22 protein-coding genes are annotated in these 24,430 nt (G+C 73.5%); 13 read left to right on the forward strand and 9 right to left on the reverse strand.

Annotated elements, in window-relative coordinates:
• The 5 genes from VFJ21_13930 to VFJ21_13950 all read left to right on the forward strand — a co-directional run.
• A partial coding sequence (locus VFJ21_13930; GenBank protein HET7408219.1) for an ATP-binding protein occupies positions 1-1,518 on the forward strand: 1,518 nt, incomplete at its 5' end.
• A 30-nt stretch (positions 1,519-1,548) separates the two neighbouring features.
• Positions 1,549-2,577, forward strand: a complete 1,029-nt coding sequence (locus tag VFJ21_13935; protein ID HET7408220.1) for a phosphotransferase family protein — start codon at positions 1,549-1,551, stop codon at positions 2,575-2,577.
• 32 nt (positions 2,578-2,609) lie between these two features.
• On the forward strand, positions 2,610-3,215 hold the full coding sequence (locus tag VFJ21_13940; protein ID HET7408221.1) for an RNA polymerase sigma factor: 606 nt from the start codon (positions 2,610-2,612) through the stop codon (positions 3,213-3,215).
• 11 nt (positions 3,216-3,226) lie between these two features.
• Positions 3,227-3,970, forward strand: coding sequence for a hypothetical protein (locus VFJ21_13945; GenBank protein HET7408222.1), 744 nt, complete (start codon positions 3,227-3,229; stop codon positions 3,968-3,970).
• Positions 3,971-4,092: 122 nt separating this feature from the next.
• A complete protein-coding gene (locus VFJ21_13950) occupies positions 4,093-5,037 on the forward strand; it encodes a folate-binding protein (GenBank protein ID HET7408223.1) in 945 nt (314 codons plus the stop codon).
• A 7-nt stretch (positions 5,038-5,044) separates the two neighbouring features.
• On the opposite strand, the gene VFJ21_13955 is transcribed toward VFJ21_13950, so the two are convergent.
• Positions 5,045-5,746 carry a phosphotransferase gene (locus tag VFJ21_13955; protein HET7408224.1) on the reverse strand — a complete coding sequence of 234 codons (702 nt, stop codon included), beginning with the start codon at positions 5,744-5,746 and terminating at the stop codon, positions 5,045-5,047.
• Positions 5,747-5,762: 16 nt separating this feature from the next.
• On the opposite strand from VFJ21_13955, the gene VFJ21_13960 reads away from it, so the two are divergent.
• The gene (locus tag VFJ21_13960) at positions 5,763-6,395 is read left to right on the forward strand and encodes a CoA pyrophosphatase (GenBank protein HET7408225.1); all 633 of its coding nucleotides are present in this window, start codon (positions 5,763-5,765) and stop codon (positions 6,393-6,395) included.
• A 7-nt stretch (positions 6,396-6,402) separates the two neighbouring features.
• Here VFJ21_13960 and VFJ21_13965 read toward each other — a convergent pair whose 3' ends face one another.
• Both VFJ21_13965 and VFJ21_13970 read right to left on the reverse strand, forming a co-directional pair.
• Positions 6,403-8,517: a S53 family peptidase gene (locus VFJ21_13965; protein HET7408226.1), complete on the reverse strand. Its 2,115-nt coding sequence runs from the start codon at positions 8,515-8,517 to the stop codon at positions 6,403-6,405.
• A 73-nt stretch (positions 8,518-8,590) separates the two neighbouring features.
• Positions 8,591-10,702 carry a DUF4388 domain-containing protein gene (locus VFJ21_13970; GenBank protein HET7408227.1) on the reverse strand — a complete coding sequence of 704 codons (2,112 nt, stop codon included), beginning with the start codon at positions 10,700-10,702 and terminating at the stop codon, positions 8,591-8,593.
• Positions 10,703-10,846: 144 nt separating this feature from the next.
• Between VFJ21_13970 and VFJ21_13975 the strand changes: the two genes are divergently transcribed.
• The 3 genes from VFJ21_13975 to VFJ21_13985 all read left to right on the forward strand — a co-directional run bounded on the left by VFJ21_13975 (position 10,847) and on the right by VFJ21_13985 (position 12,338).
• Positions 10,847-11,407, forward strand: a complete 561-nt coding sequence (locus VFJ21_13975) for an aerial mycelium formation protein (protein HET7408228.1) — start codon at positions 10,847-10,849, stop codon at positions 11,405-11,407.
• A 75-nt stretch (positions 11,408-11,482) separates the two neighbouring features.
• On the forward strand, positions 11,483-11,878 hold the full coding sequence (locus VFJ21_13980) for a helix-turn-helix transcriptional regulator (protein ID HET7408229.1): 396 nt from the start codon (positions 11,483-11,485) through the stop codon (positions 11,876-11,878).
• Positions 11,879-11,930: 52 nt separating this feature from the next.
• A complete protein-coding gene (locus tag VFJ21_13985; GenBank protein ID HET7408230.1) occupies positions 11,931-12,338 on the forward strand; it encodes a hypothetical protein in 408 nt (135 codons plus the stop codon).
• Positions 12,339-12,419: 81 nt separating this feature from the next.
• Here VFJ21_13985 and VFJ21_13990 read toward each other — a convergent pair whose 3' ends face one another.
• The gene (locus VFJ21_13990) at positions 12,420-13,220 is read right to left on the reverse strand and encodes an SDR family NAD(P)-dependent oxidoreductase (GenBank protein HET7408231.1); all 801 of its coding nucleotides are present in this window, start codon (positions 13,218-13,220) and stop codon (positions 12,420-12,422) included.
• A gap of 50 nt (positions 13,221-13,270) precedes the next feature.
• Here VFJ21_13990 and VFJ21_13995 point away from each other — a divergent pair, with 50 nt between their 5' ends.
• Positions 13,271-14,227: an aldo/keto reductase gene (locus VFJ21_13995; GenBank protein ID HET7408232.1), complete on the forward strand. Its 957-nt coding sequence runs from the start codon at positions 13,271-13,273 to the stop codon at positions 14,225-14,227.
• A gap of 101 nt (positions 14,228-14,328) precedes the next feature.
• On the opposite strand, the gene VFJ21_14000 is transcribed toward VFJ21_13995, so the two are convergent.
• Genes VFJ21_14000 through VFJ21_14020 form a run of 5 tightly spaced genes read right to left on the reverse strand, consistent with a single transcriptional unit; the run spans position 14,329 to position 22,058 of the window.
• On the reverse strand, positions 14,329-15,771 hold the full coding sequence (locus VFJ21_14000; protein HET7408233.1) for an FGGY family carbohydrate kinase: 1,443 nt from the start codon (positions 15,769-15,771) through the stop codon (positions 14,329-14,331).
• A gap of 12 nt (positions 15,772-15,783) precedes the next feature.
• Positions 15,784-17,250: an FAD-binding oxidoreductase gene (locus tag VFJ21_14005; protein HET7408234.1), complete on the reverse strand. Its 1,467-nt coding sequence runs from the start codon at positions 17,248-17,250 to the stop codon at positions 15,784-15,786.
• Positions 17,247-18,854, reverse strand: a complete 1,608-nt coding sequence (locus VFJ21_14010) for a glycerol-3-phosphate dehydrogenase/oxidase (protein HET7408235.1) — start codon at positions 18,852-18,854, stop codon at positions 17,247-17,249. Before VFJ21_14010 ends, VFJ21_14005 begins: the two co-directional genes overlap by 4 nt.
• Positions 18,855-18,896: 42 nt before the next feature.
• The gene (locus VFJ21_14015) at positions 18,897-19,151 is read right to left on the reverse strand and encodes a hypothetical protein (protein HET7408236.1); all 255 of its coding nucleotides are present in this window, start codon (positions 19,149-19,151) and stop codon (positions 18,897-18,899) included.
• Positions 19,152-19,160: 9 nt separating this feature from the next.
• The gene (locus VFJ21_14020; GenBank protein HET7408237.1) at positions 19,161-22,058 is read right to left on the reverse strand and encodes an AAA family ATPase; all 2,898 of its coding nucleotides are present in this window, start codon (positions 22,056-22,058) and stop codon (positions 19,161-19,163) included.
• 355 nt (positions 22,059-22,413) lie between these two features.
• Between VFJ21_14020 and VFJ21_14025 the strand changes: the two genes are divergently transcribed.
• From VFJ21_14025 to VFJ21_14035, 3 genes are read left to right on the forward strand one after another with little or no spacing between them, the layout of a single operon-like run.
• Positions 22,414-23,172 carry a GGDEF domain-containing protein gene (locus VFJ21_14025; protein HET7408238.1) on the forward strand — a complete coding sequence of 253 codons (759 nt, stop codon included), beginning with the start codon at positions 22,414-22,416 and terminating at the stop codon, positions 23,170-23,172.
• Complete coding sequence (locus tag VFJ21_14030) at positions 23,169-23,906, forward strand: hypothetical protein (GenBank protein HET7408239.1); 738 nt, start codon at positions 23,169-23,171, stop codon at positions 23,904-23,906. The genes VFJ21_14025 and VFJ21_14030 overlap by 4 nt, the downstream gene beginning before the upstream one ends.
• Positions 23,907-23,920: 14 nt before the next feature.
• Positions 23,921-24,430 carry an O-acetyl-ADP-ribose deacetylase gene (locus VFJ21_14035; GenBank protein ID HET7408240.1) on the forward strand — a complete coding sequence of 170 codons (510 nt, stop codon included), beginning with the start codon at positions 23,921-23,923 and terminating at the stop codon, positions 24,428-24,430.

A 24,430-nucleotide genomic window follows, 5' to 3' on the forward strand; every position in this document is an offset into this window, starting at 1 on the left:
GCGGCGGCGTACCCCGAGCTGTTGCGCACGGTGCGGACGGCGTTCGAGGTGCGGGCTGCGGACCTCGCGCTCTTCCGCGACCTCGGGCACTACGAGCTGCACCGGCTGACCCGCGAGGGTTACCAGCACCTCGACGAGGCCCCGGACGAGTTCCTCGCACTGCTGCACGACGTCGCCGTACCTACCCGCGTCGGCCCTCAGCACGGTGACGAGCTGCTGCGGGAGGCGCTCCAGACCGCCGGCCGGCAGGACGCGATCGTGCTGCCGCTGCACAGCGAGGGGCGTCTGGTCGGCCAGCTGTGCCTCTACGACCGCACCGGCATGGTCGCGTTCGAGGACGGCGAGCTCGCGGTCGCGTCCGCGATCGCAGCCGAGGTGGTGGGCTTCCTCGACCGGACGGCACTGGTCGAGTCGTTGCGCGACGAGCGTCGCAAGCTCGCCGACATCATCGGGTCCACCTCCGACGGGATCCTGACGCTGGCGGCCGACGGGACCATCGACAGCTGGAACACCGGCATGGCGGCGATCACCGGCTACCCGGCCGGCGACATGGTCGGCACCGCCCACTTCGGCCAGCTGCGCCCTCGTGACGCGGCCGGCAACGACCTCTACCTCGAGCATTGGGCCAGCCGCGACAGCGCGCTGCCGACCGAGATGCAGGTCATCACGGCTGCCGGTGAGACGGTGTGGCTGTCCTGCTCCTACACGGCGGTGCCGACGTCCGACGGGCGCCCGGGGACCTGCATCATCGTCGCCCGCAACGTCACCCAGCTGCGCGACCTGGAGCGGCTCAAGGACGACTTCGTCGCGGTGGTCTCGCACGAGCTGCGGACGCCGTTGTCGTCGATCAAGGGCTGGACCAACACACTGATCACCCGCCGCGAGCGGATGACCGCGGAGCAACAGGCCGACGGGCTGCAGGCGATCTCGCGCCAGGCGCACCGGCTCGAGCAGCTGGTGCTCAACATCCTCGAGGCCTCGCGGATCGAGGCCGGGATGCGCGGCGTCGACGAAACCGTCGACGTCTCCCACGTCGTCCGCAAGGTCGTCGAGGACGTGACCGCGCTCTTCCCGAGCCGCCTCATCCGGGCCGCCGGGATCGACGCGCCGACCCTCGCGCTGGGCCAGCACGTGTGGGTCGAGCGCTCGGTGGCCAACCTCCTGTTCAACGCGGTGAAGTACTCACCCGAGGACCAGCCGGTCGAGGTGCAGGTCGACTGGGTCGGCACCGAGGTGTCGATCGTCGTCACGGACCGCGGCACCGGCATCCCCCAGGACGCCACCGAGCGCATCTTCCAGCGCTTCGAGAGGTTGCCGGGGGCGCAGACCCAGACCGGTACCGGCCTCGGCCTCTACATCACCCGCCAGCTCGTCGGCGCCATGAACGGCACGGTCGACGTGCACCCCAACCCGGTCGGCGGCAGCGTGTTCACGCTGCGACTCCAGGCGGCCGCCCTGCGCGTCCCGGAACAGATGCGCGCGGACACCTGGACCAGCAGGCTACGGCTCGTCGACTGACGTCGAGGGCGTCATGGTGAGATCGACCCCATGACCGAACAGCTCCGTGGCCTCGACCTCGACCGGGTCACGCCCTGGCTCGTCGACCACGTCCCCGGCGTCAAGGGGCCGATCACCGCGCGCCTGATCGCCGGCGGCCGATCGAACCTCACCTTTCAGCTGACCGACGCCGCGGGTCGCAATCTCGTCTTGCGCCGCCCGCCGACCGGCAACGTGCTGGCGACCGCGCACGACATGGGGCGGGAGTTCCGGCTCATCTCGGCGCTGCACCCGACGCCCGTCCCCGTCCCCGCGCCACTGGGGCTGTGCACCGACGAGTCGGTCAACGACGCCGACTTCTATCTCATGGACTTCGTCGAGGGTGTCGTCGTCGACGGGCCGATCGCCGCCGAGAAACTCGACGAACCCGCGCGCCGTGAGGCGGGCCTCGACCTGGCCCGGGTGGCCGCCGCGCTGCACGCCGTCGACGTCGACGAGGTCGGCCTCGGCGACCTGGCCAAGCGCGAGGACTACCTCGGCCGCCAGCTGCGGCGCTGGTCGAAGCAGTACAAGAGCGTCGAGAGCCGCTCCATCCCCGCGGTCGACGAGGCCTTCGAGCGGCTGTCGGCGCAGGCGCCCCCGCAGCGCTACACCGGGATCGTGCACGGCGACTACCGGCTCGGCAACGTGCTCGTCGGGGCTGCCGACGGCCGGGTGAAGGCCGTCCTCGACTGGGAGCTGTGCACGCTCGGTGACGTGCTGGCCGACGTCGGCTGGATGCTCGCCTACTGGGCGACCTCGACCGACGACGCGGCTGGTCTGGTGGCGCCGTATCCCTCAGGTTTCGTCTCGCGGGCCGAGATGCTCGACCGCTACGCCGCCGACACCGGCCGCGACCTCTCGGACATGCCCTACTACGTCGCGTTCGCGCAGTGGCGGATGGCCTGCATCATGGAGGGGGTATACGCCCGCTTCAAGGCGGGCGTCATGGGTGACCAGTCCGACGTCGACGTCGAAGCGCTGGGCTCGCTCACGGTCGAGCGCGCCGAGGCTGCGGTGGCCACCTTGCGCGATCGGTGAACCTGGCCGCGATGTCGGCCGATGATGAACGAGTGACCACTCTGGGCGAGGAGTTCGCGCGCGCGCTCGACGCTGCTCGCGACGGCTCCGAGTGGGGCTTCGTCGAGCTGTTCCGCTCGGTGCAACCGGCGTTGCTGCGTTACCTCGGCGCGCTCGCCGGCCCGCTCGCCGAGGACGTCGCGGCGGAAACCTGGTTACGCGTCGTACACGACCTCGCGCGGTTCGAGGGCGACGAGGACGGTTTCCGCGCCTGGGTGTTCACGATCGCCCGGCACCGCTGGCTCGATGCGCGCCGCGCCGCTGCGCGCCGTCCGCCGGAGGTGTACGACGGGGGCGAGGCCCTCGCCGAGATCCCGTCGAGCGAGGTCGTGGCCGACGCCGTGGAGGAGGCGATGTCCACGGAAGCAGCGCTTCAGCTGATCGCCACGCTTCCGCCGGACCAGGCCGAGGCCGTGCTGCTGCGGGTCGTCGGCGGGCTCGACGTCGACCGCGTCGCCGCGATCATGGGCAAGCGTCCCGGCCACGTCCGCGTGCTGTCCCACCGGGGGCTGAAGCGTCTCGCCGTGCTCGTGCAAGATCCCGCCGGGTCGGGCCACGTTGTAACGCAGCGCAACCACCCGACGGTTGGACGGGTGTGATGGACGACGAGATGATCGAGCGCCTTCTGGCCTCGCCCGCGACGGCCGCCGAGGAGGCGCCGGAGCTGGCCATGCTGCTCGCCGCCGCATCGACCTACCCGACCGACCTCGGTCCCGTTGCCGGTCAGGAGGCGGCGCTCGCCGCCTTCCGCGCCGGCGGGGTGGCCGCCCCCCCGCGTAGGAAGCGCATGCTCGGTAAGGCCCTGGCCGCAAAGACTCTCGCCATGCTCGGCGCCGGCACGTTGGTCCTCGGCGGAGGTGTCGCCGCGGCCGCTGCCGCCGACACTCTCCCGGTACCCGCCCAGAATGCGATCTCGGGCGCAGCCAGCCACGTCGGGCTCGACTTCCCGAGCCATGCCCAGGGCAACCACCACGGCTGGCAGAACAGCAACAACCCGCACCACCAAGGCAACGGCAACGACAACCAGGGCACCGACAACGGCAACAAGGACAACGGCAACCAGCCCGACAACCACGGTGCCTACGTCTCCGGTGTCGCCCGTAGCGCCTCCCCTGGCCCGGGCCACGGAAAGACGGTCTCTGACGCGGCGCACAGCCAGGACGGCAAGCCGACGCCGGCACAGAGCCACGGCCCTGACGCCAACGCCACCGACCACGGCGCGACCAACCAGTCCCAGGCCGGGGACGGCGCCCCCGAGCCCCAGGAGAACGAGACCTCCGAGGCGCCGGAGACCGACACGTCCGGTGCTCCGTCGGGGCTCGGTTCCGGCCACGCGCCCGGCTCGCACGGCTGATCACGGACTGCCCGCCTCACCGCAACCTCGACGCTGTGGGGGTGCCGACTCGCCCCGGCACCCCCGCACCGTCGGGGTAACTGTCGGATCGAGGACCTGCCGGTCCGACGTAGCCTGGTGGCGTGATCAGCCCGCTGCTCGAGCTAGCCGGCGCGGTCGAGGCGGACCCGCCTGACCGCGGTGTCGCCGCGCACTACGGCGACCCCTACCGCGAGCAGCGTCAGCTCGCCGAGCATGCGGCACTCGTCGATCGCAGCAACCGGGGCATCCTGCGGGTCAGCGGCCCCGACCGGTTGTCCTGGTTGCACTCGCTGACCAGCCAGCACCTCAGCCACCTGCCGCCGCACGAGCCGGTGCAGGGGCTCGTCCTCGACCCGCACGGCCACGTGGAGCACCACTTCACGGCGTACGACGACGGCACGTCCACCTGGCTCGACGTCGAGCCAGGCACGGCCGAGTCACTGCTCGGCTACCTGAAGTCGATGGTGTTCATGCTGCGGGTCGAGCCGGCGGACGTGACCGACGCATGGGCGCTGCTCACCGTCGGTGGGCCCGAGTCGCCCGCGATCGAGGGAGCTCGCCACCTGCCGTGGGGCAGCGACGTTCTGGTGCCACGCGCAGAGATGCGCCGGTTCCAGGAAGACCTCGGTCTGCCGGTCGCCGGCATGGACGCGTTCGAGGCGTTGCGCGTCGCCGCGCATCGGCCCCGGCTCGGCAAGGAGACCGACCACCGCACGATCCCGCACGAGCTCGGCTGGATCGGCACCGCCGTCCACCTCGACAAGGGCTGCTACCGCGGGCAGGAGACCGTCGCCCGGGTGCACAACCTCGGCCGCCCGCCCCGGCGTCTGGTCTTCCTCCACCTCGACGGCAGTGACTCGACCCTGCCCGCGACCGGCGACCCGGTGTCGTCGGACGATCGCCAGGTCGGTTACGTCGGCACCGCCGTACGCCATTACGAGCTGGGTCCGGTGGCGCTCGCGGTCGTGAAGCGCAACACCCCCGACGACGCGGAGCTGATCGCCGGCGGCGTCCCGGCCAAGGTGGAGCGCGTCGTCGACGTCTGACCGGCGCTCAGCCGGCGGCCTGCGCCACGAGCGCCCGCATCGCTGCCCGCTCCCGTGCCGAGGCGTTCACGTCGCCCTCGCGCAGCGCCGCCACCGGCCCCAGCCAGCGCGCCGCACCTTGCCGGTCGACCGCGCCCAGGAACGCGTTGAGGAACAGCGACCGTCCCGCCGCCGTCACCAGGCGCTGCGCCAGCTGCGCCGGCGGCGGGGAGAAGCAGGCGAGGATCACCCAGGACTCCGCGACGTCAGCGTCTCTCGGCCCCTTTGCCAGGCCGCTCCAGTCGATGAGCACCGGCCCCCGGTCGCTGAGGATCACGTTGCCCGGATGCAGGTCGCGGTGCAGCAGGCCGGTGCCGATGCCGTACGGCGCGGGCAACGGCGCTCCCTCCGGCACCGGCACCGCGTCGAGCTGGCGGTGCAGCTGAGCGAGCAGCCGCCCGCCCGCCCGCACGCGCCACGGGCGACGGGCGACGTCGTCGAGCAGTGTGGGCCCCGAGACCTTCTCCATGACGATGTCGCCGCCTTCGGCGTGCACCACGTGCGGCACCGCCACTCCGTGCCGGGCCGCCCACAGCATCGCCTCCGCCTCGCGGGCGCAGTCCGGTGTGCCTTGCCATCGGGCGAGGAAGTCGTCGCGGTAGCGGCGCAGCACCGTCCCGTCACCGAGGTCGTAGACGTCGGCGGCGCGGCCGGAGGCAAGCAGATCCACGCGAGCATCATGCAGGATGGGCCCGGTGTGGGCCCTCGACGACGAGCTGCGTGCGCAGGTGGCGCGGGCGCTGCAGGGCTTCGAGCGACGCCCCGCGTCCGATGCCGGCGACCTCAAGCAGGCGGCCGTCGCGATCACCGTGGTGCGCGCCCGCACCGGACGGGCGGCGTTCCTGCTGACGCACCGCTCGACCAGGCTGCGCCGCCACTCCGGCCAGTGGGCGCTGCCCGGCGGGCGGCTCGACGAGGGCGAGACAGCGGTGCAGGCGGCGCTGCGGGAGCTGCACGAGGAGCTCGGCATCGCGCTGCCGGTCGACTGCGTGCTCGGCCTGCTCGACGACTACGTGACTCGGTCCGGCTACGTCATGACGCCGGTCGTCGTCTGGGGAGCGGGCGCTGGGCACCCGGTGCCCAACCCCGACGAGGTGGCGTCGGTCCACTACGTGCCGCTCGACCACATCACCCGGCCGGAGAACCCGATCATCGTCGACGAGCCGGGCAACCCCGACCCGGTCATGCGGCTACGCCTGCAGAACCGCTTCATCCACGCGCCGACGGCGGCGGTCCTCTACCAGTTCGCCGAGGTCTGCCTGTGCGGGCGGGCGACGCGGGTCGCGCACCTCGGCCAGCCCCGCTTCACCTGGCGCTGACCGGCGGTCAGCGCGCCCAGCACCGAGGTTGCCCGTCGAGCAGCACCGGACAGGTGCCGCGCGGGCCGACCGCCTCGCTGGTGCGCCACACGTCGGTGTTGCCGGCGCCGTCGGCCGCCTGCACCTGCAGCTGGTAGATACCGCTCGGCGGCACGCCCACCAGCAGCGAGCGGCTGTCGCTCGCGTAGGTCGTCAACCACGGCGAGCCGTTGCGCAGCAGCACGATCGTGTAACCGAGCCCCGACGGCGTGCCGCCGTCGGTCGCGCTCCAACCGGCGGTCAGCAGGCCGTCGGCGTACCTGCTGAGCGTTGCCGTGCCGACGGGCGTGGTGGTGTCGAGCACGACCGGCGCCGTCGTCACGTCGCAACCGCCGGACGTGCGCAGCGCGAAGCCGATCGGCTGCCCGCCCGGCGACACGGTCGTCGATGCCGTCTGCGGAGGCGAACCCGCGGCCGCGGACGTGCAGTCGGTCACTCCCTGACCGACCGCATAGCCCGTGCCGCCGACCGTCGTCGGCACACCGAGCGCCACGCTGACCGTGCTCGCGCGGGTGCCGGACGGCGCGACGATCGCCGGCTGCAGGAGATCGCCGGTCAGTGTGTCCCACTGCGGGCTGCCGAGCCCGGTCACCAGGTCGTAGCCGAGACCCGCCGGGAACAGCCCGTTGCTCCCGGTGACCACGTCACGGAAGGCCTCCGGGTGCGCGTAGAGCGCCGGGTGCACGTCACCGATCCCCGTCGTCACGCCGCGCGCGGCGAGCGCACCGGCGAACATGCCCGCCTGCAGCGGTGCACCCAGGCTGGTCCCGCCGGCCGCCCACCACAGCTCGCTGCCCGGGCCGCCGCCCGACCAGTAGACCGCGAAGCCGTTCTGCGGGTCGGCGACGGCGGAGATGTCCGGCACGAGCCGCCGGTCCGGCAGGCCGGGCACGCCGCGCTGCCAGGCGGGCCTCGTGAACAGGGCCGACACGCCGCCGCCACTGCCGGCGACCGGCGTCGCGCTGAGCAGGCTCGGCCCCCACGCCGTCTCCGCCCAGCCCGTGCTCGACTGGCGCAGCGTGGTGCCGCCGACGCCGACTACGTACGGCGAGGATGCCGGGAAGTCCACGGACACGGCGTCCGCGTACGGCGTGCCGGCCGGGCAGTCCCAGACCGACGCGTCGCCGGAGGCGGCGAACACCGTCACGCCGAGCGCGGCGAGCCGGGCGATCTGGTCGTTCATGGCGAGGATCTGCGTGCGCCCGAGGTCCTGCTCGCAGTCGCCCCACGACGTCGTCACGACGCTGATCGGCACTCCGGCCTGCACGTCGTCGGCGATCCGCTTCCAGACGAGCACCCCGCCCGTGGCGTCGTTCGTGCTCACGTAGACGCGCTGCGCCGCTCCGGGGGCCGCCGAGGTGATGGCCTCCTGGTCGAGGGCGACCTCGAAGTCGTCGCCGGCAGCAGCCGGTCGGGTGACCGAGGCGCCGTTGACGGAGATCGCGGTCAAGGTCGGCACCGGCAGCCCGTTGGCGTTGGCGTAGTTGACCAGGTCGCCGCCGTTCGCCGTACCGGCGAGCTGCGGCCAGCCGCTGAACTGCACGCTGGCGACGGTCGCGCCGGTGCCCGCCGCCGCCGGGGCGAACGAGCCGTAGGCCGCGTTGATCTGGGTCGGCGCGAGCGTGCTCGACAGGCGCGGCCCGAGCGGCCCGTCGGCCGTCGCGCGGTGCCGGAACAGTGGCCGCTGCTGGAGGCCGATCACCGCGCGCGCGTCCGCGACGAGCGCTGCGGGGAGCTGCCCGTGCGGGAACACCGCGGCCGCCTGCTCGGCGCCGCCCGACGCGGTGACCGTCCACGGGCTGGAGCTGGTCACGGCCAGGCCGTGCGCGCGCAGCCACCGGGTGACACGGTCGCGGGCCGCGCTCGACGGGGCGACGTGTTGCAGGGCGGCGATCCTTTCGGCCAGCGCGTGGGGGCCGTGGGTGGCGAGGGCGTCGAGCCCGGCCGGGTTGCTCGGCGTCAGGGCGATCGTCACATCGACGTCGGGGCCGGGGTCGGCGTGCGCGGGCAGCGCGCTCAGCGTGAGGGGCGCGGCCAGGAGTCCGGACAGCAGCGCGCCGGCGACACGGTGGAGCGGATGCACACACCGACTATCGGGGGTGGACCGCCCGTTATTACGCGTTTCCGCGAAACCACCGCACGTCGCGGCGTTCCGGTCACAGCCCGAAGAAGCCGCGCTTCTTCGTCTTGCGATCGGCGGTGGTGGCGGTCCGCTGCTGCGGCGCGACCCGTGCCGGAGTCGGTGCGGGCGCGGGCTCATCGTCGATGCCGAGCGACGAGAGCTCCCGCAGCAGGGCAGCCGTGTCGGTGTGCTCGCGGTCGACCGCCGGGCGCGCCGGCGGCGGCTCGACGGTCCGGGCGGCGGACGGCTCGAACTCGTCGTGCGCGTCGTGCGCGTCGTGCTCGGGAGCCGGGGTCGGCTCGTCCACGGGTTCGCGGGCGGCCAGCTCCGACAGCAGTGCCGCGGCGGCGCTCTGCTGCTCGGCCCGTTGGCGCAGGTCGTCGGGTGACAGCTGCGGCTCGTCGAGGACGAGCTCGGCCGCGGTCTCCGGCTCGCTGTGCTCCTCGGACTGTGCCGCCACGAGCGGTTCGTCGAGGGCGGCGAGGGCGGCGAACTCCGCGAGTGCCGAAGGATTCGGCGCGGGCGCCGGCGTCCCGACCGTGAAGTACGTGTCCGCGAACTCGGCCACGGTCATGTCCTCGACCGCGGCCTCCTGGAACGCAGCGAGGTCGAAGACGGCGCCGTCGTCGTCGTTCTCGGCGGCGCTGTCGTTCGACGGGTCGTCCTCGAGGGCGGTGTCGTCGAAGAAGTCCTGGACGGCCGCCAAGGACGCGTCCGGGTCCATGTCTTCGACCGTGTCCACGGACTCGACCGGGTCCACATCTTCGCCCCAGTCAGCATCGTCGGCCGTGTCCACGGGCTCGACCAGGTCCACGTCTTCGACCGTGTCCACGTCTTCGACCGTGTCCACGGGCTCGACCGGGTCCACGGGCTCGACCAGCTCGGTCGCCCACGAGTCCTCGACCTCGAAGGAATCGAACGTCGGCGGCTCGTCCGTGGCCTCCTGGCCGGACTCCCGCGCGACGTCGTCGGTGACATCGCCGGTGGCGGCGCGGGACGTCTCCTCGGCCACCTCGTCCAGAGCGGCACCCGCCGGCTCTGCCGGAGCCTCGTCGTCGAACGGCTCGGGAATCCGGTCGGCTGCGACGTCGGTCGGCTCCTCGGCGCCGGCTGCCTGGCCGGGCACGAGCGAGATCACCGGCGCCAGGGGTTCCGTGTCCACCCGGTGGGCGGCCACTTCCTCCAGCGCCTGGTGGTGCATCGCCTCGGCCATCGCATGGGCGGCCGCGAGCTCGGCTGCCGCAGCCGCACGGATCTGCTGTTGGCGGCGCCGGTCCTCGTCGTCGGAGACGGTCGCCGCTGCCGCCGGTTGGCGGCGCAGCTCCGCCGGTACGGCGTAGGGGTCGGGTGAGGCGTCGGGTGCCGGGCCCAGCACGTTGGCCAGCGCCTGGGAGACCCGGGCCAGCGACGTACCGAAGTCGGTGTCCTCCTCGCGGGGCCGGCCGTCGGAGAACTCGACGAGGCCCGCTTCCATCAGCCGCAGCAGCACCCGGCCGGCCTCGAAGAGCGTGTGCCCGCACTCGTAGGCGAGCTCGCCCACCGTCCGCCGGCCGTCCACCTTGCACAGCAACGACCAGGCGTCGGCGTCGAGCGCCATCTCGGCCGCGCCGCCACGGGTGGCGAGCATGGGCACGACCCACGGGCCGGGCACCACCGTGCAGATCTCGCCCCAGGTCGTCGACCGCTGCTGGAGCGAGTCGACCAGCTCCTCCACCGAGGTCGGCGGTACGAGCTCGTCGCGCGTCGCCTCCTCCTGGCGGAAGCGCCAGGTGCCCGACTGCCAGCCGAGCAGGTCCCAGACCGCGTCGCGCAGCTGCTCGCCGACGATCCGTTCGATGACGCCCTGGTCGATGAAGCCCAGGTAGACCAGCAGCTCGCCCAGCCGCCAGCCCTGCAGCTCGGTGCGCTGCACCTCCAGGGCCTCGGCGAGCGCGTCGGGCGCGAGCTCTCCGGAGGAGACCAGGCGGGCGCCCAGCCGGCGCCAGCGTCCGGGCACGTTCACCGAGTAGATGCAGCCCGAGCGCAGGTAGACGCGAGCCTCCCGGTCCTCCGGGTCGACCACGTGCAGGCAGCCCGTGACGGCGTCGTCGGCGAGCGACCGCAGCACCGGCAGGAGGGGTGCGGTCGTCAGCTCGCCCTTCCGCACGTACGGCCTCCTCGCCGGCTCACGCACGTCCCGGACGCGGGCGGGACGTATCACGGTGGATGTAGGTGAGGCATCGGCAGCAACCGGTCGGGTGTTGAGCGTCCTGGGGCCTACGCTGTGCGGCAGCGGACCGGAGGGAGCGACGTGGCAGACGACACGACTGGGCAGCCGGCGGGCAACCGCCGGATCGACCGGGTGCTGTCCGCGGGCTACCTCAAGGGGCTGTCCGCCCGGACGCTCGAGGAGGTGCGCGCCATGCGCGCCGACGCCGAGCAGGAAGAGGTCGATCTCTCCTACCTGCGCCGTTTGCTGCAAGGCCGGGTCGACATCCTGCGTGCGGAGCTCGCCCGCCGCGCCGGCACCTCCACCAGCAGCCTCGTCGAGGACCTGCCGAAGATCCTCGCCGACGATGGCCGTGGGGGGGCTCGTGGCATGGGCCGTCACGCAGCACTCGAACCCTCGCGCGCCGACGCCCACCGCCGCTACGTGGAGGCGCTGGTCGCCGACGTCGAGCTCTCCGACGTGGCGGCCCTCCCGGTCGAGGAGCTCGAGCGCGCGCTCGGCCTCTTCGAGCGCGAGGAGCGGGACGTCTCCGACCAGCGGCGGCGGGTGCAGCAGGTGATGGACGCGTGCACGGCGGAGATCGCGCGCCGTTACCGCGACGGCGAGGCCGATGTCTCGCAGCTGCTCAGGGAGCGCTCCTGACGGAGTGAGACACGTCACGCCCCAGGTGCTTGCTGCACGCTTGCAACTGCTAGCACTTCGGCGTACGGTTGCCGTATGGCGACTCTGAACGTGCGCGACCTCGGGGAGTACATCCGCGAGCAGCGCAACAACGCTCAGATCTCGCTGCGCCAGCTGGCGAAGCTCGCCGGCGTGTCGAACCCGTACCTGTCGCAGATCGAGCGGGGCGTCCGCAAGCCGAGCGCCGAGATTCTGCAGCAGATCGCCAAGGCGTTGCGCATCTCCGCCGAGGCGCTCTACGTGCAGGCCGGCATCCTCGAGGAGCGCTTCGTCGACAGCGACGTGCCGGTCGCCGTCCTCAGCGACCCGCAGATCACCGAGCGGCAGAAGCAGGTGCTGATCGAGATCTACGAGTCGTTCCGCAAGGAGAACGACGCCCGTGCGGCCGAGCCGCCCGCGACATCGCCCCACGCAGACACGCAGGCCGGCTGACCGCGGCCACCTCAGACCCCCCTGTCGAAAGACCACAGTGAAGGAGCACCACATGGCAACCGCCACCAAGAAGACCATCCCGGCCGAGCGCAAGCCGTTCTACGCCCTGGCCGGCGCCGGCGACCTCGCCGTCGCGAAGCTGCGTGACCTGCCGGTCGAGCTGCAGAAGCAGCTGGCCAAGGTCCCGGTCGAGCTGGCGAAGCTGCCCGCTCAGGTGCAGCAGGGTGCCGCACAGGTCCAGAAGACCGTGCAGCAGCGCTTCGCCGAGGGCCAGAAGCTGCCGGGCCAGGTCCAGAACCGCGCCACCGTCGTCCAGGCGATCGCGACCGGTCTCTACGGCGAGCTCGCGACCCGCGGCGAGAAGGCGATCGGCCAGCTGCGCCGCGAGGCCAAGGGTCGGGCGAAGACCGCCGCCAAGAACACCACGAAGTCGGCGGCCGAGCGGGCCCAGGCCAGCTGACGGGCCACCCCTCGCGCGAGGCTCTCCGGGACCAGCTCCCGGGGAGCCTCGTCCGTTTCCTGGGCTGCGAGCGGCTCGCTGCTACCCGACGTTGACGCCCTGGCCCCCGTCGACCGGCAGCAGCGCGCCGGTCACGAAGCCGGCTTCGTCGCTCGCCAGGTAGAGGGCCGCGTAGGCGACGTCCCAGGCGGTGCCCTGCCGGTGGCCGAGCGGCACCATCGCGGCCCGTCGTGAGGCGTAGTCCTCCCGGTCGACGCCGAGCGCCGCGGCCGGCGCGTCGACGGCCATCGGGGTGTCCATGAGCCCCGGCATGATGGCGTTGACCCGGATGCCGTGGCGCGCGTTGCTGATCGCCAGCTGCTGGGTCATCGCGTTGACCGCCGCCTTCGTCACCTTGTAGGCGAACAGCGGCGTGGCCGCGATGGCGGCCAGCGACGAGACGTTGACGACCGCGCCGACCTGCTGCTCCCGCATCACCGGCAGCACGTGCTTGCAGGTCAGCCACATGCCGGTCAGGTTGGTGTCGACGATCCGCCGCCAGTTGTCCTCGCTGAGCTTCACCGCGCTGTTGTCGCCCGCACCGATGCCGACGTTGTTGTGCAGCACGTCGATGCGACCGAACCGCTCGACCGACTCGGCGGCGATCCGCCGGCAGTCGTCCTCGCGGGTGATGTCGGCGGTGACGGCGTACGCCGTGCCGCCCTCGCCGGCCACCATCCGCACGGTCTCCGCGGCACTGTCGCCGTGCCGGTCGACGCAGACCACCGACGCGCCCTCGCGGGCGAACAGCATCGAGGTCGCCCGTCCGTTGCCGATCGTCGCACCGGGTGTCTGGCCCGCGCCGACGACCACCGCCACCTTGCCCGCCAACCGGTCCGTCACCCGGCGCACGCTACGGCAGCGGCGGCCGGTCGGGCCTCTAAGGTCGGCGTATGCGCTACCGCCAGCTCGGTGACTCCGGCCTGACCGTCTCCGTCGTCGGTCTCGGCTGCAACAACTTCGGCCGCCGCATCGGCCTCGACGCGACGCACGCGGTCGTCGACGCGGCGCTCGAGGAGGGCGTGACGCTGCTCGACACGTCGGACTCCTACGGGGAGTCCGAGACGCTGCTCGGCGAGGTGCTCGAGGGCCGCCGCGACCAGGTGGTGCTGGCGACGAAGTTCGGGTCCTACCTGGGCGGGCGGCTCGGCCCGGACCGGGAGGCGCGGGCGTCCCGGCGCTACATCCGCAGCGCCGTCGAGTCGTCGTTGCGGCGGCTGCGCACCGACTACATCGACCTCTACCAGCTGCACCGTCCCGACGGCATCACGCCGATCGAGGAGACGCTGTCGGCCCTCGATGACCTCGTGCGCGAGGGCAAGGTGCGCTACGTCGGCTCGTCCAACTTCACCGCCTGGCAGGTCGCCGACGCCGACTGGACCGCGCAGGCCGGTGGGCTGACCCGCTTCGTCAGCGCGCAGAACCACTACAGCCTGCTGCAGCGCAACGCCGAGCGCGAGCTGATCCCGGCCTGCGCACGGTTCGGCGTCGGGATGCTGCCGTTCTTCCCGCTGGCCAACGGCTTGCTGACCGGCAAGTACCACCGCGGTGAGACCCCGCCACCCGGGACCCGCCTGGCCGACCGGCCCGAGGCCTTCAACGACAAGACCTTCGACACGATCGAGGCGTTGGACGACTACGCGTCCGCCCGGGGCGTGACGATCCTCGACGTCGCGATCGGCGGGCTGGCCGCGCAGCCGACCGTCGGCAGCGTCATCGCGGGCGCGACGAAGCCGGACCAGGTGCGTGACAACTGCCGCGCGGGCGAGTGGATCCCGACCGACGAGGACCTCGCCGCCCTGCACAAGATCGTCCCGTCCCACTTGCCGGCGAACCTGGTCGGCACCTGAGCCCTACCGGTCCACCCGGCGCCCACTTGTCCGTCGGTAGCGGGCCTGCGCGGGCCCTTGTGACCCCCTTACCGGCGGACAAGTTCGGGGTGGCGCAGCGGTCAGAACTCCAGGGCGGACAGGTCGGGCAGCCAACCGCCGGCGCGGCGTACGGCTTCCTTCCACTGGTCACGGTCGAGGCTCCCTGCCGGCTCGACCACGGCGCGGGGCTTCCAGGCGGCGGCGATGTCGTCCTCGTCCTTCCAGGCCCCGGTCGACAACCCGGCCAGGAACCCGGCCCCGAGCGTCGTCGCGTCGCGCACCGGTGAGAGCTCTATCGGCCGCTGCGTCGCGTCGGCCAGCGCCCGCACGAACGTCGGGTTCTGCGACATCCCGCCGTCGACGCGCAGGCTGCGGATCTCGATCTGGCCGTCGGCCTCGGCCGCGTCGGCCAGCTCGGCGCCCCGCAGCGCGATGCCCTCGAGCACGGCCCGCACGACCTGCGGCCGGCCCGACCCGCGGCTGAGCCCGAGCAGCGCGCCACGGGCGCCGTAGTCCCACGCCGGTGCGCCGAGCCCGAGCAGTGCCGGGACGAAGACGACGCCTTCCGAGGTCTCGCAGCGAGCGGCCACGTCGTGCGACTGCGCCGGTGTGTCGATGAGGCCGAGGTCGTCGCGCAGCCACGAGACGCAGGTGCCGGCGGCGAGCATCACCGCCTCCGTGCCCCAGGTCAGCCGGCCGTCCCGGGACCAGGCCACGACCGGGAAGCAGCCCTGCCCCCCGCGGCGGTCGAAGGTCGGCCGCTCCGGGCCGACGCAGACGTCGAGCATCGCGCCGGTGCCGAACGTCGCCTTGGCCAGGCCCGGGTGCAGGCAGCCCTGCCCCACCAGCGAGCCCTGCTGGTCGCCGACGAGGGCGGTGATCGGCGGTGCGCCGGGCAGGGCGAGCGCTGCGCCGTACGCCGACGCGGAGTCCTGCACGGTTGGCAGGTACGACACGGGGATGTTCAGCGCGGCGAGCACCTTGTCGTTCCAGCCGGTCCCGTCCGGGGTGCGCAGGCCGGTGACGCCGGCGTTGGTGTGGTCGGTCGCGTGCACCGCGCCGCCGGAGAGCGTCCAGGCGACCCACGTGTCGACGGTGCCGAACGCGAGGTCGCGGGTCCGGCCCGGGTCGGCCGCGTCGAGCAGCGCGGCCAGCTTCGTGGCCGACTCGTTGGGCGCCAGCAGGATGCCCTGGCCGCGCAGCTCGAGACAGGTGAACACCGTGCGCAGGTCCTGCCAGCCGATGCCGGGACCGACGGGCTCGCCGGTAGCCCGGTCCCACAGGATCGTCGACGCGCGCTGGTTGGTGATGCCGACGGCGTCGACCGGCCCGGCGTCGTCGAGAGCCCGGTGCGCGACGTCGAGCACCGCCCGGGCCATCGCGGCGGCGTCGAACTCGACCATGCCTGGTGCCGGCGAGTCCGGCAGCAGCTCGCGGTAGTGCTCGACGGCGATCGTCGCGTCGGGACGGACGACGGCTGCACGCAGCCCGCTGGTGCCGACGTCGACGACGAGGACGCTCATGTGCGGAGGCTCCTAGGGCCAGGGCACCTCGCCGAACGGCGAGGGCAGTCCGAGCTTGCCGGGGTTGAGGATGCCGTGCGGGTCCAGTGCCTGCTTGACGGCGACGAGCATGTCGTAGGCAGGGCCCAGCGCCTCGCCCACGAACCGGGACCGGTTGAGACCGACCCCGTGGTGGTGCGACAGCGACCCGCCCGCTTCGAGGACGGCGCGGGTGCCGGCGTCCCACACGGCACGGTAGTAGTCCTCGCGCGCGTCGGGCTCGACCATGGCCCCGAACGTGAAGTAGAGGCAGCCGCCGTCGACGTAGGAGTGCGACTGGTGCGCCGAGGCCGCCGCCGTGCCCTTGACCGCGAGCATCGCGGCGACCGTCCGCTCGTAGATCGCCGGCAGCGCCGACCAGGGGCCGGTGACCTCCATGGTGTCGACGACGTAACCGCGGCTGATGAGGGCCTCGAGGGCGGAGACGTCGTTGCGGTGGGTAAGCCACCGGTCGACCAGCGCGTCGTCGAGCCGCTGCGCCTGCGCGCACTCCTCGCCGACGACGTGCAGCACCGCGTCGACCAGCCTCGGGTCGCCCTCGTCGAGGGCGAGCAGCACGTTGGTCTCGACGTCGAACGACCGCTTCGACTCGACCTCGTCGTAGAGCCGGAAGACCGCCGGCGTCGCGCCGCGTCGCAGCACCCGGCGCATCGCGTCGAGTGCTGCGATGAACGACGGGAAGCCCCACGCGCCCCGGCGCTCCGCCGTCGGCAGCGGGTGGGCGCGCAGCCGTGCCCCGACGATGACGCCGAGCGTCCCCTCCGAGCCGACGAACAGCTGGGTCAGGTCCGGCCCGACCGCCTGCCTGGGCTGGTCACCGGTCGTGATGTGGCGCCCGTCGGCCAGGACGACGTCCAGGCCGGCCACGATGTCCTCGATCTTGCCGTAGCGGGTGGAGTACTGCCCCGCACCGCGGCACGCCAGCCAGCCGCCGACTGTCGAGATCGCCACCGACTGCGGCCAGTGCCCGACGGTCAGCCGGTGCTCGCTGCGCAGCTCGTCCTCGAACACGTCGCCGTAGGTGCCGGGCAGCACGTCGACGAGCAGTGACGCGTCGTCGACGTCGCGGATGCCGGCGAGCTGCTGGAGGTCGAGGAGCACCCCGCCGTACGCCGGGACCGCCGCGCCGCACACGCCGCTGCGGCCGGCCGCGGGCGTGACCGGGATGCGCGCGTCGTCGCAGACGCGCAGGACGGCCGCGACCTCCTGGGCCGACGTGGGGACGGCCACCGCTGCCGGTCGCGCGGTCGTCCTGCCCTGCGCGGCCCAGATCAGCGACAGCGGCCACCAGTCGCGGCCGGCCTCGTCGATGCCGTCGACAAGCACGGTCGCGCAGCCGTCGCGCAAGCGCTGCAGGACCGGGTCGGGCACGTCGACGCCGGCGGGCAGCCGGGCCGGTGCGGCTGCCGGGTCGGCGAGCCCGATCGGCAGCTCCCTCATGCGCGGACCAGGTCGTGGTCGGCGGCCACCGTCGCTCGGAAATCCTTGACCTGCTTGGCCTTCTCGTCCTCCGACCAGCCGAGAATTGGCCCGACGAGGTCGGCCACCGCGTCGGCAGCGGCCACTGCCGCGGCGCGGTCGAGCAGCCGGGCGCGGGTGCGCCGCGACAGCACGTCATCGACGCTGCGGGCCATCTCGGCGCGCACGGCGTAGACGGCCTCCGCCTTCAGGTAGGGCAGGCCCGGCACCAGAGGCTCGGCGAGCGTCGCGTCTTCGTAGGTCAGCCCGAGCACAGCCGCGGCCTCCCCGCCGTAACGACCGGCGAGATGGGTGCGCACCGGGTCCCCGGACCGCGCGAACGGCTCGTGGCCGCCGGCGCCCACCAGGCGCAGCCGCACCGTCGGGCATCGTCCTCGGCGCACTCCCAGCGACCTCTGCACCGCGTCGATCGTGTCCTCCGCCATCTGCCGGTAGGTGGTGAGCTTGCCGCCGATGACCGTGACCACCCCGGACGGCGAGGTCACGACCTGGTGCCGCCGTGACAGGTCCGCAGTGCGGGCCGTGCTGCCGCGCACCAGCGGCCGAAGCCCGGCCCACGTGCCGACGACGTCCTGCGATGACACCGGCTCGGCGAGGGACGCGTTGACCGCCCCGAGCAGGTAGTCGACCTCCTCGCTCGTCGTCCGGGGCGTGTCGGGCGGGCCGTCGTCGTCGGTGTCGGTGGTGCCGATGTAGGCGTGGTCGCCCCACGGGGCGACGAAGATCGAGCGCCGGTCGCCGGGTACCGGCAGGATCACCGCGATGTCGTTGCCGAGCAGCCGTCGGGGCAGCACCACGTGCACCCCCTTGGCCTGCCGGATCGTGTCGGGATCGTGCCCCTCGTCGAGGGTCCGCACCTCGTCGGCCCAGACCCCGGCGGCATTGACGATCGCGCGGCAGGTCACGTCGATGCGCTCGCCGTCGGCCTCGACGACCGCGCCGCACACCCGGCCGGCCGCGTCCTTGCGCACTGCGACCAGCCGGCAGCCGTTGGCGAGCACGGCGCCGTGCTCCAGCGCCGCGGTGCGCGCGATCGTCAGCGTCAGCCGAGCGTCGTCAGCGGCCGCGTCGTAGTAGAGGTACGCCGAGACCAGCCGGCCGCGCCGCAGCGTCGGCATGTGGGCGTGCGCCTCGGCGGCGGACAGCCGCTTGTGCACCTTGCCGATGCGGGCGCCGCCGGTGACGTCGTACATCCACATCGAGGTACCGAGCACCCGGGCGACCTTGGCCGGCACGATGCCGCCCTTGCCGAACATCGGCAGCAGGAACGGCAGCACCTGCACCAGGTGCGGGGCGTTGCGCATGAGCCGGCGGCGTTCGCGCAACGCCTCGTAGACCAGACGGACGTCGCCCTGCTGCAGGTAGCGCAGCCCGCCGTGCACGAACTTCGACGACCGCGACGACGTGCCCGAGGCGAAGTCGTCCTTCTCCACGAGGGCGGTGCGCAGCCCGCGGGCCGCCGCGTCGAGTGCGCAGCCGACGCCGGTGATGCCGCCACCGACGACGAGCACGTCGAACTGCTCGTCGGCGAGACGGCGCAGCGCAATGGTCCGGTCGAACGTCACGGGCGGCATCCTCCCGCATCGAGGAGGCGGGCCGCCCCAGACCTACTGCGGCCGGCCGGTCATCGGCCGGCGGAGCACCTGCAGGTGCTCGTCGCTGGCTGCTTCCTGCCCGACGAAGTCGTAGACGACGCCGGGCTGGTCGTTGCCGCGCACCTGGGTCTGCTCGCCGGTGTCCTCGTAGATGTCGACGAGCCCCGGCGCCTCGGAGGCGACGATGACCCGGGTCACCTCCGGCGCCACCGTGAGGGTGTTGCCGTCTCGCGCGCCGCCGCGCAGCACCACGATGCGATCTGCCATGAGGCCCACCTACCCGCGGTCGGCGGCTACCAGTCCATGCCGGTGGGCGTAGGCCGCGGCCTCGCCCCGGCCTGCGACGCCGAGCTTGGCCAGGATGTTGGAGACGTGCACGCTGGCGGTCTTGGCGGAGATGAACAGCTCCTCCGCGATCTGCCGGTTGCTGCGTCCGGCCGCGACCAGCAGCAGCACCTCGTGCTCGCGCGGGGTCAGCGGGTCGTCGGCCGGCGCCCGGCTGGCGGGCAGCGTCGCGAGCACGCCCGTCCGCCGGGCCAGCGCACGGATGCGGTCGAGCAGCACCCGAGCCTGCAGCGGTTCGGCCAGCGTGGTGGCCTGCTCGAGCAGCGGGCCGACCTCGCCGCGGCGACCGTCGAAGGCGGCGGCGCGGGCGCGCCCGTAGAGGACCTGCGCCCGCAGGTAGGGCTGGTCGACGATCGCCCAGGCGCCGACCGCTGCGGCCCAAGGTTCGTCGCGGTGGTCACCGGCCGCAAGCGCCAGCTGCGCCTCGAGCAACGCGGCATAGGCGTGGCCCGGGGCCGTGAGGCAGCGCAGCCCGGCGGCGGCGGTGCGGATCTCGGTGGCGCCCGCCGCCGCGACCTCGCCCGGCGGCAGGTCGGTGACGATTCCGGCGGCGGCGGCGAGCAGTGCCCACCCGTCGAGGCCGACCGGCCGGTCGAGGTCGGCGTAGACCGGTCGTAGCTGGGCGAGTGCCGCCGCCGGGTCGGTGCGGGCCGTGAGCTCCGCCGTCACCGCCGCCAGCGGCAGCAGGAACTGACGGCCGCGGTAGGCCCGGGCCAGCAGCGGGCGGGTCGCCGCGATGCGCTCGCGGGCGGTGTCGTCGTCGCCGCGAGCGAGCGCGAGCTGTGCGGAGACCTCGAGCAGCGTCAGCGCGTTGATGCCGGGCGGGTCCTGCGACAACGCGTCGTCGATCACCTCGGCGGCGGCATCCCAGTGGCCGAGCGCGAAGAGGCACCCGGCGAGGTTGCCGGCCGCGAACGCCACGTGGGTGCGGATGTAGCCGACGCTGCGGGCGACCGCCATGCTCTGCCGGGTCGCCGCGGCCGCGTCCTCGTAGCGACCGAGAGCCGAGTGCAGCGCACCGAGGTTGGTGAGCACCCGGGTGTGCAGCCACGGGTCGTCGACCTCGGGCAGCAATCGTCGCGCCTCGTCGAAGGCCGCGAGGCCTGCCTCGCTGTCGCCGAGCACACCCACGTCGAGGCCCTGCGTGACCAGCGCATCGATCTGGGTGCGCACGTCACCGACCTCGCGGGCGACCGCGAGCGCCCGCGCCGCGACGTCCCGCGACTCCTCGAAGTCGGAGGCCTGCATGAGTGCCGCCGCCAGCCGCGCCAGCACATCCGCGCGTTCGGCGGTCGGCGGGGTCGCGGGCATCAACCGCTCGGCGGCCCGGATGGCATCGAGTGCGTCGGGGCGGCCCAGCGCGTTGAGCAACCAGCCGCGGCGGGCCGTCAGCAGCGCCGCGCAGGCGGGGTCTGCAGCGGGGTCGACGTCCGCGAGCGCGGCGTCGGTCAGTGCGAGCGCCCGGTCGTGGACACCCGCGCGCATCGCCGCCTGGGCAGCTCGGTCGACCAGGTCGGACCGCGCGGTGTCGCCGTGCGGCGCGGCGTCCCACAGCTCGAGGGCGCGTTCGAGCGCTTTGTGCTCCTCGGCGTGGGCGAACACGTCGTGCGCCTCGTCGGCAGCGGTGAGAAGCGCGGGTAGCGCGCGGGCGGTGTCGTGGGCGGCGTAGCGGTGGTGGGCGATCTCGATCGCGACCCGCGTGCGGCCCGCCAGCGCCGGGTCGTCCTGCAACGCGTCGGCGTAGGCCGTGTGCAGGCGGGCGTGCTCGCCTGGCAGCAGCTCCTGGTGCAGCGCCTCGCCCACCAGCGCGTGGCGGAACGTGTAGCCGTCGTTGTCGTCGTCGATGCGCAGCACGCCGGCGGACACCGCCTCGCGCAGGTCGGCGGTGAGGTCGTCGTGGGGCAGCCCGGCGACCCGGGCGAGCAGCTGGTAGCCGATGAGCCGGCTGCCGACCGACGCGACGCGCAGCACCTGCTGGGTGCGGTCGGGCAGCCGGTCGACGCGGGCGAGCAGCACCTCGCGCAACGTCTCGGGCACGCAGTCGGCCGCCTCGTCCCGACAGCAGACGAGCTCCTCGACGAAGAACGCGTTGCCCTCGGACCGCTGGTAGATCTGCTCGACGGCCGCCGCGCTCGGGAGGGTGCCGTTGATGCCGCGCAGGAGCTCGGTGACCTCTGCCCGCGTGAACCGCTCGAGCTGCATCCGACGGATGCCGCGCAGCCGGTCCATCTCGGCGACGAACCGCCGCAGCGGGTGGCCTCGGCCCAGCTCGTCGGTCCGGTAGGTGGCGACCACCAGCAGGCGGATGTCGCCCGCCGCCCGCGCGAGGTAGGAGAGCAGGTCGCGGGTCGCGCCGTCCGCCCAGTGCAGGTCCTCGACCGCCAGCACCACGGGTCGCTCGTCGGCGAGGTGGGCGAGCAGCTGCAGCAGCGCGTCGTACAGCCCGGCGGTGCCGCCCGAAGGGTCGGCCGGTGACGGCGCGGCGGCGGCGCCGTCACCGATCTCAGGCAGAAGCCGGGCGAGCTCCGCCCGCCGGGTGCCGGCCAGCTCGGCGACCGCGTCGAGACCGCGCCCGCGGGCCAGGCCGCGCAGGGCGGCGACGGCGGGCGCGAACGGCACGCCGTCGCCGCCGAACTCCACGCAGCCGCCGCGGAGCACCTGCACGTCGGAGCCGGTCAGCCCGGCGAGGAACTCCTCGACCAACCGGCTCTTCCCGACGCCGGCCTCCCCGCCGACGAGCACGGTGGAGGGCAGGCCGGCGGCAGCGTCGGCCAGGGCGTCACGCAGTGCAGCCAGCTGCTCGCGACGCCCCACGAACACCGGGCTCACCAAGCGACCATCCATCCGTTCGATCGTTGCACGCAGCGGCTGCTGCGCGGCGAGCTTCGCGACGGGCCAGCCGCGCCTTGCGGACCTGCCGATGGCGCGCTGCCTCCCGCATCAGCTGGCTGCGTCGCTGGTCAACGACTGCGCCGACGTCGTACATGGCTGCCTCCCGGTCGTCCTTGCCTCTGTGTCCAGGTTCGATCTGAGGTGGGGCCCCGCACATCGGGCAGAGTCCTTATTTCTCGGCGGACTAGGCCAATTGGGTTGGTCCTTATTTGTGGTGAGAGGCACGTGAACGCGCCGGATGTCACCGCCGTTCGGCCCTTGAGTGCGCGCGCAACGTGCCGAGTCCAGACCTATGGCACTCGCCCAGGTGTTGTTCCAGCGGATGGGCGGCAGTGGGCTTCCCGCCGTGCGGGAGGCGGCCGCGGCGCTCGGCGTCCTGCGGGCCCAGCAGGGCCACGCGGTCACCGGCCTGGTCGAGCAGCTGCTCGCCCTCCGGGGCGTCGCGGAGGAGGCAGCCGCCGATGTCGCGACGCTGGCCGCGATCGAGGCGTACGTCGACGAGCTCACGGCGATCCTGCAGCAGCAGGCGACCCGCGACCCGCTCACCGGACTGCCCAATCGCGCGGCCTTCACCGAGGCGCTTCGGCACGAGGTCGACGCGGCTGCGCGCGGCACGGCGCCGGCGCTGCTGCTGGTTGACCTCGACGCGTTCAAGGCCGTTAACGACACCGACGGGCACCTCGCCGGCGACGCGGTTCTGGTCGCCGTCGCCGAGGTGCTGACCGGCGCGGTGCGCAAGGGCGACGTTGTCGCCCGGCTCGGCGGCGACGAGTTCGCGATCGTGCTGCCCCGCACCGGCCGGCGCCGGGCGACAGGCGTGGCCCGCCGCATCGTCGACGCGTCGCGGACGGCGCCGGGGCTTGCGAGCGAGCACGCTCGGGTGACGTTCAGCCTCGGTGTCGCGTGGCTGCGTGACCCCGTCGACCCGGCCGAGCTCATCGCCGTCGCCGACGCCGCGCTCTACCGGGTCAAGGACGCGGGCGGAGACGACCTCGGGGTGGGCCGGACCTCGGACCGAGCCATCGACGTCCCCATCCCGGAGCAGCGGTGAGCCGCCAGCGCTGTCGTGGCTGGCTGCTGGTGCGGCTGGCCGGCCGACTCGCGCCCGACGAGCAGGCCGCGGCGCAGCGGCATCTCGTCCTCTGCACGCAGTGCGGGCCCGAGCTGGCGGCCGAGCGGCGCGCCCGTCGGGCGGCTGCCGCCGGCGCCTCGGTCGCGGTGTCCGGCGCAGGTGCGGGCACCGGGGTGTCCCTGCTGACCGGTGCTGCTGCGAGCACAGCGGCCAAGGCGGGCATCGCGCTCGCGATCGGGGCGGTCGCCGCCGCGGGCGGGGTCGCTGCCGTCGACGGCGCGGTGTCGTCGCCGGCCCACCACCACCGGGCGCCGGTGCAGCGCGCGACCTCCGGGGCCACTCCGACCGTTGACGCCGGCAACGTCGGGGCGATCCCCACGACGCTGGTCCCGTCGGCCGCTCCGTCGTACCTCCCGAGCGTCGCACCGACCGCCTCGCCGACGCCCGCCGCCAAGCCGCTGACCGATCAGCTGGGAGGGACGCTCGACGCGCCGCTGACCACCGACGGAGGCGGGCTCCCGGCGCTGTCCACGCTGCCCAGCGTCCTGCCGTCGCTGCCGGCGCCGTCGTCCGTGCTCCCCTCGGCGCTGCCGTCGGTGCTGCCGTCGACCCTGGTGCCGTCGTTGCCACTGCCGTCCCCGTCGCTCGACCCGCTGCTCGGCCTGCCGCTCGGCGCTGTCGACGGAGTGCTCGGCGGCGTCGTCGGTTCCTGACGCACACTGGGCGCGTGCAGATCCGGCTCGTCCAGGGCGACATCGTCGACCAGCAGGTCGACGCCGTGGTCAACGCGGCCAACAACTCGCTGCTGGGCGGCGGCGGTGTCGACGGGGCCCTCCTACGGGCCGGCGGCGACGTGCAGATGCAGGGCCGGCTGCGGCTGCGTGAGACCGACTGGCCCGACGGCCTGCCGACCGGGCAGGCGGCGGCGTCCGAGGCGGGCGACCTGGCCGCCCGCTGGGTCATCCACGTCGTGGGTCCGGTCCACTCGACCCGCGAGGACAGGTCGCACCTCCTGGTGTCCTGCTACCGCGAGGCCCTGCGGGTCGCCGACGAGCTCGGCTGCCGCAGCGTCGCGTTTCCCGCGGTGTCGGCGGGCGTCTACGGCTGGCCGATGGGCGACGCGGCCCGGGTCGCGGTGCACACCGTGCGCGCAACGGCGACGCGGGTCGAGGAGGCCCGCTTCGTGCTGTTCAGTGCCGAGGCCTACACGGCGTTCGCTACCGCGTTGACGGCCTAG

The organism is Mycobacteriales bacterium (assembly GCA_035690485.1).
In the GTDB taxonomy this organism is placed as follows: Bacteria; Actinomycetota; Actinomycetes; order JAFAQI01; family DASSKL01; genus DASSKL01.